The organism is Acetobacterium bakii (assembly GCF_001263355.1).
In the GTDB taxonomy this organism is placed as follows: Bacteria; Bacillota; Clostridia; order Eubacteriales; family Eubacteriaceae; genus Acetobacterium; species Acetobacterium bakii.
Genome location: NZ_LGYO01000053.1, coordinates 1 through 12,599 on the forward strand (window position 1 = coordinate 1; position 12,599 = coordinate 12,599).

Genomic DNA, 12,599 nt, shown 5'->3' on the forward strand with positions numbered 1-12,599 from the left:
AAATAGAAAAAGAATCTGAAATTAATTTCAGATTCTTTTTCTATTTGCCACTGACAACGCGTCTAAATTGAGGTCAGATAGCGATCAATTTCCCATTGGCTGACCTGGCTGCGATATGCATCCCATTCCTCAATCTTTGCTGCAATGTATTTTTTTCGAGCATGATCCCCCAGCATATCCATCAGCAATTCATCTTTTTCAAGCTCTTTAATTGCGTCATAAAGGTTATTCGGAAGATCTACGATCCCCTTTTCTTTTCGCTGAGCTTTAGTTAATTCATAAACATTTTCGTAAACCGGCTCAGGCGCTGCAATTTGATTTTTAATACCATCTAAACCCGCTGCCAGATTACCTGCTAATGATAAATAAGGATTAACCGATGGATCGGGATTTCTCAGCTCAACCCGGGTTGAAATCCCGCGTTTATCTGGAATACGCATCATCGGACTGCGGTTTTTAGGCGACCACGCAACATGGGTAGGTGCTTCAAAACCTGGCACTAATCGTTTGTAAGAATTAACGGTTGGATTTGTCAAAGCTGCCATGCCACGGGCATGTTTGATTAAACCACCAATAAAGTTATAAGCTTCTTCACTGAGACCAATCTTTCCCTCTGGATCATTAAAGGCATTTTTTCCATCTTTGAAAAGGGAAATATTGGTGTGCATCCCTGATCCGGCTTCGCCGTAAATGGGCTTTGGCATAAAGGTTGCATGCAACCCGTGTTTTTGGGCAATCACACGAACCACCAGTTTAAAAGTCATAATATTATCCGCAGCGGTGAGTGCGTCCTCATAACGAAAATCGATTTCGTGCTGACCCGGAGCACATTCATGATGGGAAGCTTCAATTTCAAATCCCATTTGTTGAAGCGCCAGAACCATATCTCTTCTTGCTGGTTCGGCCATATCGTTGGGAGCCATATCAAAATAACCGGCCGAATCATGGGTCATAAGTGTTGGGTTCCCTTTTTCATCCACTTCAAATAAGAAAAATTCAAGTTCCGGTCCCACATACATGGTATAACCCATATTGTCAGCCTGTTTCAATACTTTTTTCAATATATTGCGAGGGCAGCCTTCAAAAGATTCTCCTTTTGAATTATAAACATCACAAATCAGCCGTGCCACCTTCCCCATATTCTGATCCCATGGAAAAATCATAAAAGTGTTGAGATCCGGTCTCAGATACATATCTGATTCTTCAATCCGAACAAAGCCATCAATGGATGAACCATCAAACATAATTTCATTATTTAACGCTTTTTCCAATTGATCTATGGGTATTGTCAAATTTTTCATAATTCCTGTTAGATCTGTGAACTGCAACCGAACAAAGAGAATGCTTTCTTCTTCCGCTTTTTTCATAATAGCTTCTTTTGTAAAAATCATTTTCCCCATTAAATTCCCTCAATTTTTCCTGAGATCCTATTCTCCTAAAAGATAGGTAAGCGTAAACAGACTATCCGTAATATTTACATTTTCAACAACCACATCACCCGGAACATCCAAATCCAACGGACTGAAGTTAAGGATACCTTTGACTCCTAAATCAGTTATCAGGGTGGCAACCTTTTGACCAACTTCTCTGGGTACACACAAAATGCAGATATCTATTTCATTATTTTTTATGAACTTTTCAATTTCGTCCATATGTTTAACTACCACAGATCCCACTACCGTTCCAACCCTCAGTGGATCAACATCAAAAACACCTTTAAGAATAACACCTTCACGTTTAAACCGTTCATAATTTGCAATGGCATGTCCCATATTTCCGGCGCCGATGATCATGCAATTATATTCACTGTCAAGTCCGAGAATTTCTTTAATAGCTTCCCTGAGTTCTCCAACATTATAGCCGTAACCCTGTTGTCCATAACCCCCAAAGGAGTTTAAATCCTGACGAATTTGGGACGCGGTTAACCCCATAAGGCTTGCCAACTCTCTTGACGATATTTTTTCAATATCATTCTCCAGTAAATCACTCAGATATTGGTAATACTTTGGTAACCGTTTTACAACGGTCATTGATACTTTTTTTGAGAAGCGCTGCATATTTTACTTCTCCTTTCTTTCAATAACGTTTTAATTATACCAATGTGCACATAGTACGTCAAATTATTCATTTTAATTTTATGCTTTTTTTGGTAGAATGGTAGTTGTAGATAAAAAACTGATAAAAAGCGAAAACAGGTGAAAAAATGTTAATTAATATAGAAAACCTACACTTTAGTTATGGCATCCATGAAATTTTCAAGGAACTTAACGTATCCATTAATGAAAAAGAACAAATTGGTCTGGTTGGACGCAATGGTACAGGCAAATCAACCTTCCTGAAACTTCTAACCGGTGAATTAGTTCCGGATGAAGGTCGGATCAGTAAAAAAAATAATCTCACCATGAGTTACCTTGCCCAGGAGGTAACCGTATCCGGTGATACAACCCTTCATGAAATGCTCACTTCGGTATTTCAAAATCTCATTGACATGGAAGTAAAAATAAAATCACTGGGGCACCAAATCTCAGAAACCAAAGGCAATGAGCAGGAAAAGCTGATGGCGGAATACGGCGAGCTCCAGGAAGCTTTTTCTGAAAACCGGGGTTATGAATATCCCAGCCGTGTCCGGGGAATCCTAAACGGTCTTGGTTTTGTTGAAGACGATCTGGATAAAGCCTTTTCAGTTCTCAGCGGCGGCGAAAAAACCCGGGCCACACTGGGTCAAATTCTGTTACAGGAACCTGAACTTCTGCTTTTGGATGAACCTACCAATTATTTGGATATCGAAGCACTGCAATGGTTAGAACAATATTTAAAGACCTATTCCGGTACCTTCATTATAATCTCCCATGACCGTTTTTTTCTTGATAAGGTATGCACCAAAATTCTTGAGGTTTCCAAAGAAACAATCAAAGTATATAATGGTAATTATACCCAATTTTCTCATAAAAAACGCCTGGATCTCATGGAATATGATCATCAGTACCAACAGCAGCAAAAAGAAGTCAACCATCAAAAGGAAGTGATTAAGCGCTTTCACCAATATAATACGGAAAAGAGTACCAAACGGGCCGCCAGCCGGGAAAAAGCTCTGGAAAAAGTTGAAATGCTGGATAAAGCAGAAGTCGTTCATAAATCACATTTCAGTTTTAAACCAAGAGTACAAAGCGGAAATGATGTTCTGGCTGTGGAGAATCTGAAAAAATCCTTTGATCAACACTTGCTTTTTCAGAATTTATCCTTTGAAATTCACCGGGGCGACAAAATTGGAATTATCGGACCAAACGGCGCCGGCAAAACCACCCTGTTTCGAATTCTTCAGGGACTTGTTTCCGCTGATTCCGGTGAAATCCGTATGGGTCATAAGGTCCATGTGGGATATTTTGACCAGGAACACGATGACCTTAAAAACTTTTACAATGAAAACCTCCTGGAAGCCCTTTGGGATATTGACAAACGCTTAACCGAAGGTGAACTGCGAAAACATTTAGCCGCCTTTCTCTTTGTTGGTGACGAGGTTTTTAAACCGATTGGAAGCCTCTCCGGCGGTGAGAAGGCCCGTTTGCTGCTGGCCCGGCTGATGATTTCCCAATCCAACTTTTTATTAATGGATGAGCCTACCAATCATATTGACATGGATACCAAGGATATTTTAGAAACCGCCCTGTCCAGCTATGAGGGAACTCTCCTGTTTATTTCCCATGACCGGTATTTTATTAACCGCATTGCCAATAAAATATATGTTTTCACCCCCGACGGGGTTGAAGTGCATTTAGGGAACTACGATGATTACCTGCGGCATAAAAGTGAAGCCGAGGAACGCGAGACACTGACTGCCAATGAAAACAGAGTTGTGGTCACAAAAACTCAGCAGAAAACCGATCGAAAAAAGTTAAAAGAAGAAGAGGCCCGCCTTCGCAATTTGAAACGCGAGGTCAAAGAAATTGAAGAAGCCATTCTCAGCCAGGAACTAAACATTGCAATGATTGAACAGAAAATGTGCCACCCTGATTTTTACAATGATCTGGACAATGCCTCTCTGGTCAACTGTGACTACGAAGATAACAAACTAAAGCTAGCCGAACTCACCGATCAATGGGAAGAGGCATTGATGCTTCTGGAAACCCTATAATCCTATTCACATTAATTTTTATATAAATTTGGAGGAAATTATGCAACTTACCAATGACGAAAAACGCGTTTTAAACGGAATTTTCAATGAAGTTAAGGGTACAACCCGAAATACCATGTTAATGGCCGTATATGCGGCAAAACCGGCGGATGACGGGACCCCTGATGCTAAGGCCATGATCACTCTGCTCAATGGTCTGATCATTAAGCTTTCCCAGGCAGACCGGGACGAAATGGAAGCCCTTTTTGCGGGTATCCCCTATTCAGTTGAATAAGCTGTAAACTCGCAGCAAAACTACCGTGAGCTTCTACAGACAATAACCAAACAAAAAGTAAGTCCCGGGGACAATCGTAACATCAGTTGTCGGTATCATGGCGAACAGGCTAGCCTGTTCGCTCATACAGCAGACAACGATTTACCATTGCTTTCAGGACGAGTTTTTACTCAAATCAAAAAGTAAGTCCCGGGGCCAATCGTAACATCAGTTGTCGGCATCATGACGAACAGGCCTAGCCTGTACGCTCATGCAGCCGACAACGATTTACGATTGGCCCCGGGACGTTTAAAAAAAAGAAGCCCCAATATTGGGACTTCTTTTTTAAATTAAGCCGAAGCTTACATCATTGGCATTCCGCCGCCCATGCCGCCTGGCATGCCGCCGCCCATGTCTTCGCTGGGAAGATCGGCAACAGCTACTTCGGTAGTTAGGAACATTGCTGAAACACTGGCTGCATTCTGAATAGCTGAACGTGTTACCTTGGTTGGGTCAATGATTCCGGCCTCAAACATGTTAACAAATTCGCCTTTAAGAACGTCAAATCCAACGCCGACATCTTTACCCTTCATTTGCGAAATAATTACTGAGCCTTCTAATCCGGCATTGATAGCAATTTGTCGCATTGGTTCTTCGATGGCTCTACGGATAATACCAGCGCCGGTTTTTTCGTCGCCTTCAAGCGTTTCGATGAGTTCATCTACTTTTGCAATGGCATTGATGTATGCAGTACCACCACCAGAAACAACACCTTCTTCAACGGCTGCTCTGGTCGCATTTAAAGCATCTTCAATACGATATTTTCTTTCTTTCAGTTCAGTTTCCGTAGCTGCTCCAACCTGGATCACAGCAACACCGCCAGCTAATTTAGCAAGACGTTCCTGTAATTTTTCGCGGTCATAATCAGAATCAGTTTCAGGAATCTGCACTTTAATCTGACGAATTCTTTCGTCAATGGCTTCTTTATTTCCTTCACCTTCGACGATGATGGTGTTTTCTTTGTCAACTTTAATCTGACGGGCTTTTCCTAATTGTTCGATGGTAACAGTTTTGAGATCAAGACCCAATTCGTCAGAAATGACTTCGCCGCCGGTTAAGGTTGCGATATCAGCCAACATTGCTTTTCGGCGATCGCCAAAGCCTGGTGCTTTTACAGCGATACAGTTAAATGTTCCACGGAGCTTGTTAACAACCAATGTTGCCAAGGCTTCGCCTTCAACGTCTTCAGCAATAATCAGAAGTTTTCCGCCGGTTTGAACAATTTGTTCAAGAATTGGTAAAATTTCCTGGATATTGGAGATTTTTTTATCGGTGATTAAGATATATGGATTATCAAGTACTGCTACCATTTTTTCGGTATCAGTTACCATGTAGGCTGATAAATAACCGCGGTCGAATTGCATACCTTCGGTAAATTCAAGTTCGGTGCCCATGCCTTTGCCTTCTTCAACAGTGATAACACCATCGTCGCCAACACGGTCCATGGCTTCTGAAATCAGTTCTCCGATTTCAGCATCCGCTGCGGAAATGGAAGCAACCTGTGCTTTGGCTTCTTTGCTTTCAACCGGTTTGCTGTTGGCTTTTAGTTCTTCAACAACCACCACCACGGCTTTTTCAATGCCCTTTTTAAGAACCATTGGATTTGCACCGGCAACGACGTTGCGGTTTCCTTCTCGAACAATTGCCTGTGCGAGTAAGGTTGCTGTTGTGGTACCATCACCAGCGACATCATTTGTTTTGGTTGCAACTTCTTTGACAAGCTGTGCGCCCATATTTTCAAATGCATCTTCTAATTCGATTTCTTTGGCAATGGTAACACCATCATTGGTAATGGTTGGTGAACCATAGGATTTACTGAGGATAACATTTCTTCCTTTTGGTCCCAATGTTACCTTGACAGTGTTTGCTAATTTATCTACGCCTGCAATGAGTGCTTCTCTTGCATCTGCACGAAATTTAATCTCTTTAGCCATATTATTTTCCTCCTGAAATTTTATTTTTTAAATTTAATCTTATTATTCTACAATTGCTAAAATATCGGCCTGACGAATAATTAAATATTCTTCTTCACCAATTTTAACTTCACTGCCGGAATATTTTGCATAGATGACTTCATCATCCACCTTAACATCCAATGGCACTTTTTTGCCGTCGATGATTTCGCCGGTTCCAACAGCAATAACCTTACCCTGTTGTGGTTTTTCCTGGGCTGATCCTGGTAAAACAATTCCACCAAGGGTTGTTACTTCTTCTGCTTTAACCTTAATAACTACTTTGTCGCCTAATGGTCTTAAACTCATTTTTTTCCTCCATATTAATTATGTTGGGTACGGTGTACCTTTTGCATCATTTATTAGCACTCATTCATCATGAGTGCTAATAGTATTTTAAATGATTTAAGCGATGATTGCAAGCTGTTTTTCACCTTTTTTGTGATTTTAATTATTTTTAAGTTTGTTTTAACATTTATGTGTGTGTTCAGCTTTTTATGTAAATGCGAATACGATGATTGGGGCAGCCTTGCCGGCACGGTTTTTTGCGCTGCCTGAACAATAACGTTTCTTTAGCTGCGGGTCCCTATTTTCAATCCCGGCATGGCATTGAGATTCAAACCGCTTTCGCCTCGGTTGACGTAGTTGTAATATGCCATGGATCCGATCATGGCTGCGTTATCCGTACAGAGAATGGGCTCCGGATAATAAAGGGTAAACCCTTCATCATTGGCTGCCGCAGTCATTTTTTCCCGCAATAAACTATTCGCGGAAACGCCGCCGGCAATACAGATTGTTTTCATATTAATGGATTTGGCACAGGCAATGGTTTTGGCCACCAGCACGTCAACCACTGCGGTTTGGAAAGATGCAGCCACATCATTCACAACAATGGGTTCGTTTTTCATTTTCTTGCCATTTAGATAATTCAGAACTGCCGACTTCAATCCGCTGAAACTGAAATCAAAGCGGTCTTTGTCCAAAAATGCCCGCGGAAATGGAATTGCCGAAGCATTCCCATTTTTAGCCGCTTTATCAATGGCCGGGCCGCCGGGGTATCCCAGCCCCAGCACCCGGGAAACCTTATCAAAAGCTTCTCCGGCAGCATCATCTCTGGTTTTTCCCAAGACTTCAAAGGTTTCATAATCCTTCACCAGCACCAAATGGCTGTGTCCTCCGGAAACCACCAGGGTGAGAAAAGGCGGCGCCAATTCAGGGAACTGTAAAAAATTAGCGGCAATGTGACCTTCAATATGATGGACCCCAATTAAGGGAATATCCAAACTGTAGGCCATAGCTTTGGCAGCAGATAAACCTATCAGCAGCGCCCCCACCAGACCCGGACCATTGGCCACGCCAATGGCGTCAATGTCCTTAAGCGTCAGTCCCGTTTCTGCCAGCGCTTCATCAATGATGTAAGGCAGCTTGGTCACATGGTTTCGGGATGCAATTTCCGGAACAACCCCACCGTATTTTTGGTGAATGGGAATTTGCGAATAAATCCGATTGGTTAAAATTTTTCGTCCATCTTCAACGATGGCCACAGAGGTCTCGTCACAGGATGTCTCAATACTAAGTATTTTCATTATTACCTCAATTTATTTCATTCTTTTTTTAAGTAGTATAAGCCCGGTGCCAATTCCGGTGAAGGCCAGTGGTAAAAGCGCATACAGAACCATCCGGATAATGAGATTAAAGAAAAACGGTCCCGGTACAATCCAGATCAGCCGGTCGGTTTTCGGGTTCATAAGCCATAAATCATTGGAAAAAACCAATTGATGAAACAGCGTAAAGGCGCCGTCAAAATTCAAATAAAAGAAACCGCCAATGATTATAATAATCCCCAGGAATAGAGTTGATCCCCAAAACAGACCTTTAATTAACCCCATGCGATTCCATTTTAACAGGCCTATAAAGGCGATTAAAAAAAGCACCAAGGCAAGATTTCGGATCAACAGCGCCAGATTAAGCAGGGCCAGAACGTCTTCCATATGGACGATTTCCTGTTCATTGAAAATTGATACCGCCGTCTCCGAAGCCACGCCATTAATGGTTATACGCGCCTGGATATCAAAGTCAGCTCGCTCCCCCTGTAAATAATTCAGAATCTCATCCACCACTAATTCCATGTCCGGTTCATAAATGCCGGCGTTTTTCGCCACATTATTTTTTTCAACCTGGTCCATAAAAAAAGCCTTATCAAAGGCGGCCATTTCGATGGCACTGATGAGAATAATGATGGGAAACAGGATGCCGATAATAGCCGAAAGCAGGGTTGTCTTTTTATTCAAGTTGATACCTCCACATTATCAGTCCATCTGTTTTATTATCGTAATAGTTCTTTCGAACCCCGGCTTTTTCAAAGCCATTGGCTTCGTATAGGGCAATGGCAGCTTTGTTATCGACTCTTACTTCAAGGGTCATTGCCAGACAGCCTTTTACCCCAGCCAGCTTTATCATTTCATTTAGAATTTTTTGAGCAACCCCACGCCCACGATAGCTTTCCAAAACTCCGATATTTGTTATCTGAGCCTCATCAATTATTGCCCAGAAGCCTCCAAAACCAATGATTTGGTCATTATCTTCTGCCACAATATATGTTGCAAGCATGTTGTTTAATTCACATTCATAGGATTCGAGTGTCCAGTTATGCTCAAAGCACATCCGATCAACACTAAAAATGTCCGGAATATCCTGGGCTGTCATAATGCGGTAATTAATGGTCATTGTGATGTTCTTCGGCATAGGAAGGACGGATATAAACCGGCTCAATGTCCAAATAATTACTGACTTCTCCCTTAAGCGCCCGTTCCAACACTAGTGCTGCCGCCGAGGAAGCCCGGTTCATATTTAAATAATTGGGCACTCTTTTGCCCCGCGGACAAGCTGCCAACAACGCTTCGGAAAATCGCGGCAATCCGTCGCCTAAAAAGAAAATATCGCCGGTTACTGTTTGTAACTTTTCAATTAAATCATCAATTTCCATGACCGCGTCCGGGATATCCCGAACCAGCTGTCCCTGTTCAAAATGAAAAATCCCGGTGTAGGTTTGATTGCGCTGAGCATCCAGTACCGGACAGATTGTTCCTGACGAACAGGGGATGTTCATAGCCAGACTTTCCAGGGTGGACACCCCGACCACGGGTTTATTGAGGGCCTGGGCAAAACCTTTAATGGTTGCCATGCCGATCCGAAGCCCGGTAAAAGACCCCGGACCCACAACAACTCCAAAAACATCAATATCTTTAATGGATAAACCCCCATCCGATAAAAGGTGGTCAATGGCCACCATCATTTTTTCGGAATGCTTTTTCTGATGATTAATGACCACTTCCCCAATTAATTTATCTTCGTTGAGGATAGCGGCGGAAGCGACAATGGTAGATGTATCAATGGTGAGTATATTCATAAATTATCTTTCCTTTAATAAATTTTCTTCTTGAGATTATAAATCCCATGGCTTATTTTTTCTTGGCAAGGTTTTTAAAATCCAGATCAATCAGTGCCAGCATTTCATCCGAGAAAAAATCATCAGGAAGCAATTTTTGGGCTTTGTCGAAACAAACGCCCATACGGATGGCAATTTGAAGATATTCGCTGTCAAATGCATCGGCTTCAAAATAATTCCGCAGAATTTTCATTGCATCTTCATTGTTGACGATATCCCGAACTTTTGAGTTTATGCCAATGGTCTGGTCATCATTCCGACTGAAAAAACTGTTGATCCAGCCTTTTTTCTTTTCTTTGACGGCAATCAGATCCTCGAAGGTAAGCCCTTCCAATGAGGCGTTTTTATTTACTAAATATAGAATTTTTTCAATGCTTTCTTCACTGAAGATCCCATTGGAGAATTCAACAAGTTTTCTTAACGGAGATCCTTTAAGCATAGCCATGAAAAACGCATCATTGGCATCGAGGTTTTGTCCCATGGCTTCTTCAAAGCCGGATAACAGGATCTTGATAATAACACGACCCCGTGCACTTCTTTCGAAGTCGCTTAAATATGAGTATTGGGTCAGCGGACTCCATGTATTATCCGGTAGGCTTACCTCAAATACCACCGGTAAATCCTGGCTGGAAGAACCGATATAAATTTCGTGAATCCCGCCTTCATGTTCCCATTTTTGGGTTGATGGATTGTAATAGTTAAAATCTTCCTGACTTATCTCAAAGCTAACTTCAACAGATTTCCCTGCCGGAATGAATACTTTTTTAAAATGCCGGAGCTCTCTTAACGGTCGGGTGATTTTTGTATTCTTCTTACCGGTATACAATTGCAGAATTTCTTTGCCATCCCTGTCTCCGGTATTGGTTACCCGGCATTTTACCTCAAAACTGTTATTAGTGTCAAAGCAAAGGTCCTGGTTTTCCAAGCCTTCATAGTGAAAGCTGGTGTAACTGAGGCCAAAGCCAAAGGGGTACCTTACTTCTTTTTTGGTGTAATCATAATAACGGTATCCCACAAAAATACTTTCACCGTAAATAACCTCGTCCTGAATCCCTGGAAAATTTATGTAGGATGGGGTATCTTCCAATTTCATGGGGATAGTTTCGGTGAGCTTGCCGCAGAAGTTTGCTTTACCAAAAAGAAGATCGGCAATGGCGCCGCCGCCGGCCTGACCGCCGAGAAACATTTCCACAATCGCCTTGGGTTTGTCCGCCCAACTCATGTCCACAACACCGCCGTTTGATAAAATAACCACGGTATTGGGCTGAACCTCGCAAATCTTATGAATTAATTCAATTTGATTTTCCGGAAGATTCAGATTCGTCCGATCATAGCCCTCTGATTCATAACGATCCGGAAGGCCCAAAAACATCAGGGCCATATCCGATTTCGTTGCCAATTCAATGGCTTCCTCACCCAGACAGGCTTGTTCAATCAGCTCTTCATGAACATAACCCTGATGAGGGAGGATCTGAATATCAGGTTCCGCCAACTCTTTGATTCGGTCGTAGGCATCATCAATCCGATAGGGATTGATTTTTGAACTGCCGCTGCCCTGGTACCTGGGATCAAAGGCCATGCAGCCAATTATCGCCAGCTCCTTAATCTTTTCCTGATTAATGGGCAGGGTCTTATCCTCGTTTTTTAACAGCACCATGCTTTCAGCCGCTGCCATTTTAGCAATCTCATGATGTTTTTTCACGTTGATAACAGGAATTTCTTCATGTTGTCGGCGATTTTCTTTGGCTTTAAAAGAAAAGTCAATGAGACGCTCTACCATGGCATTTAATGTGGTGATCTTCAAACGGCCTTCTTTAATCCGATCAAATATTTTTTCATTGTTTATGCCGCCATTTCCCGGCATTTCCAGATCCAGACCGGCAGCCACACCTTTAACCCGATCGTACACTGCTCCCCAGTCGGAAATGACAATGCCTTCAAATCCCCACTCTTCTCTAAGAATTTTGGTCAAAAAATAACTGTTTTGAGATAGGAATTTTCCATTCACGCTATTATAGGAACACATCACTGCCATGGGCTGACTTTCCTTAATGGCAATTTCAAAACCTTTTAAATAAATTTCTCGCAAGGCCCGTTCATCAATTTTTTCATTAACCGTCATCCGATGGGTTTCCTGATTATTGGCCAGAAAATGCTTGATAGTTGTTCCTACATTCTGGTTTTTTGCGCCTAATATAAAATGTTTTCCCAGAGTCCCGGATAACAGGGGATCTTCTGAAAAATATTCAAAGTTTCGTCCGCATAAAGGGGATCGTTTAATATTAATCCCTGGTCCGAGAATCAGGTCAACCCCTTCTGCCCGGGCTTCAATGGCAATGGTCGCACCAATTTTTTCAAGCAGTGCTGCATCCCAGGAGCAGGCGGTTAAAACTGCAGGTGGAAAGCAGGTGGCTGGTTTGGCCTCAGGCATTCCCAGAGCACATTCCAATTCTTCTACCCGAAGGCCATGAGGGCCATCGGCCATTACCACTGACTCAATGCCATACTGTGGGTAGTTCATGGTTTCCCAGGCTGTTTTTCCGGAACACAATGAGGTCATTTCTTCAAGATTCATATTTCTTCTGATTTTTCTGATTAATTTTTTATCCATTGTGATCTGCTCCTTTACAGATTATTTTATTAATAATTGCGATAGTATCGTGAGCTTTGCGATCAGTTTCACACGAAACAATTTCTCCACTAGGTCGAACAACAATTTCTTGAAATGTCCGCCTCGACGTTACAAAATTGTTT

General features: G+C 42.1%; 12 protein-coding genes. 3 read left to right on the forward strand and 9 right to left on the reverse strand.

Translation table 11 applies throughout. From position 1 onward, the window contains the following. Window positions 1-62: 62 nt before the first annotated feature. Window positions 63-1,391: a type I glutamate--ammonia ligase gene (gene glnA, locus AKG39_RS17090; protein ID WP_050741626.1), complete on the reverse strand. Its 1,329-nt coding sequence runs from the start codon at window positions 1,389-1,391 to the stop codon at window positions 63-65. A 36-nt stretch (window positions 1,392-1,427) separates the two neighbouring features. Continuing rightward, window positions 1,428-2,057: a redox-sensing transcriptional repressor Rex gene (locus AKG39_RS17095; protein WP_050741615.1), complete on the reverse strand. Its 630-nt coding sequence runs from the start codon at window positions 2,055-2,057 to the stop codon at window positions 1,428-1,430. 146 nt (window positions 2,058-2,203) lie between these two features. On the opposite strand from AKG39_RS17095, the gene AKG39_RS17100 reads away from it, so the two are divergent. Together AKG39_RS17100 and AKG39_RS17105 are read left to right on the forward strand one after the other, a co-directional pair. Then, a complete protein-coding gene (locus tag AKG39_RS17100; RefSeq protein WP_050741616.1) occupies window positions 2,204-4,132 on the forward strand; it encodes an ABC-F family ATP-binding cassette domain-containing protein in 1,929 nt (642 codons plus the stop codon). Between the two features lie 40 nt (window positions 4,133-4,172). Then, the gene (locus AKG39_RS17105) at window positions 4,173-4,406 is read left to right on the forward strand and encodes a hypothetical protein (protein WP_050741617.1); all 234 of its coding nucleotides are present in this window, start codon (window positions 4,173-4,175) and stop codon (window positions 4,404-4,406) included. Window positions 4,407-4,747: 341 nt separating this feature from the next. Here AKG39_RS17105 and groL read toward each other — a convergent pair whose 3' ends face one another. Together groL and groES are read right to left on the reverse strand one after the other, a co-directional pair. Then, window positions 4,748-6,379, reverse strand: a complete 1,632-nt coding sequence (gene groL / locus AKG39_RS17110) for a chaperonin GroEL (protein WP_050741618.1) — start codon at window positions 6,377-6,379, stop codon at window positions 4,748-4,750. Window positions 6,380-6,421: 42 nt separating this feature from the next. After that, window positions 6,422-6,706, reverse strand: a complete 285-nt coding sequence (groES, locus tag AKG39_RS17115; protein WP_050741619.1) for a co-chaperone GroES — start codon at window positions 6,704-6,706, stop codon at window positions 6,422-6,424. 69 nt (window positions 6,707-6,775) lie between these two features. Between groES and AKG39_RS20160 the strand changes: the two genes are divergently transcribed. Further along, on the forward strand, window positions 6,776-6,955 hold the full coding sequence (locus tag AKG39_RS20160; protein WP_050741620.1) for a hypothetical protein: 180 nt from the start codon (window positions 6,776-6,778) through the stop codon (window positions 6,953-6,955). A 14-nt stretch (window positions 6,956-6,969) separates the two neighbouring features. Here AKG39_RS20160 and tsaD read toward each other — a convergent pair whose 3' ends face one another. The 5 genes from tsaD to AKG39_RS17145 are packed head-to-tail and all read right to left on the reverse strand — an operon-like array spanning window position 6,970 to window position 12,456. After that, entirely contained in the window at window positions 6,970-7,983 is a 1,014-nt protein-coding gene (gene tsaD, locus AKG39_RS17125; RefSeq protein WP_050741621.1) for a tRNA (adenosine(37)-N6)-threonylcarbamoyltransferase complex transferase subunit TsaD, read from the reverse strand. Between the two features lie 12 nt (window positions 7,984-7,995). Beyond that, window positions 7,996-8,688, reverse strand: a complete 693-nt coding sequence (locus AKG39_RS17130; protein WP_050741622.1) for a TIGR01906 family membrane protein — start codon at window positions 8,686-8,688, stop codon at window positions 7,996-7,998. Next, on the reverse strand, window positions 8,681-9,124 hold the full coding sequence (gene rimI / locus AKG39_RS17135) for a ribosomal protein S18-alanine N-acetyltransferase (RefSeq protein ID WP_050741623.1): 444 nt from the start codon (window positions 9,122-9,124) through the stop codon (window positions 8,681-8,683). The genes AKG39_RS17130 and rimI overlap by 8 nt, the downstream gene beginning before the upstream one ends. Then, window positions 9,114-9,806, reverse strand: coding sequence for a tRNA (adenosine(37)-N6)-threonylcarbamoyltransferase complex dimerization subunit type 1 TsaB (tsaB, locus tag AKG39_RS17140; protein ID WP_050741624.1), 693 nt, complete (start codon window positions 9,804-9,806; stop codon window positions 9,114-9,116). The genes rimI and tsaB overlap by 11 nt, the downstream gene beginning before the upstream one ends. 52 nt (window positions 9,807-9,858) lie before the next feature. Next, window positions 9,859-12,456, reverse strand: coding sequence for a glycoside hydrolase family 3 C-terminal domain-containing protein (locus AKG39_RS17145; protein WP_050741625.1), 2,598 nt, complete (start codon window positions 12,454-12,456; stop codon window positions 9,859-9,861). Window positions 12,457-12,599: the final 143 nt, after the last annotated feature.

Coding starts and splice junctions, on each gene's coding strand:
- AKG39_RS20160 (WP_050741620.1), top strand. CDS start 6,776: ATGAGTGCTAATAGTATTTTAAATGATTTAAGCGATGATTGCAAGCTG.
- AKG39_RS17095 (WP_050741615.1), bottom strand. CDS start 2,057: ATGCAGCGCTTCTCAAAAAAAGTATCAATGACCGTTGTAAAACGGTTA.
- rimI (WP_050741623.1), bottom strand. CDS start 9,124: ATGACCATTAATTACCGCATTATGACAGCCCAGGATATTCCGGACATT.
- groES (WP_050741619.1), bottom strand. CDS start 6,706: ATGAGTTTAAGACCATTAGGCGACAAAGTAGTTATTAAGGTTAAAGCA.
- glnA (WP_050741626.1), bottom strand. CDS start 1,391: ATGATTTTTACAAAAGAAGCTATTATGAAAAAAGCGGAAGAAGAAAGC.
- groL (WP_050741618.1), bottom strand. CDS start 6,379: ATGGCTAAAGAGATTAAATTTCGTGCAGATGCAAGAGAAGCACTCATT.
- tsaD (WP_050741621.1), bottom strand. CDS start 7,983: ATGAAAATACTTAGTATTGAGACATCCTGTGACGAGACCTCTGTGGCC.
- tsaB (WP_050741624.1), bottom strand. CDS start 9,806: ATGAATATACTCACCATTGATACATCTACCATTGTCGCTTCCGCCGCT.
- AKG39_RS17145 (WP_050741625.1), bottom strand. CDS start 12,456: ATGGATAAAAAATTAATCAGAAAAATCAGAAGAAATATGAATCTTGAA.
- AKG39_RS17100 (WP_050741616.1), top strand. CDS start 2,204: ATGTTAATTAATATAGAAAACCTACACTTTAGTTATGGCATCCATGAA.
- AKG39_RS17105 (WP_050741617.1), top strand. CDS start 4,173: ATGCAACTTACCAATGACGAAAAACGCGTTTTAAACGGAATTTTCAAT.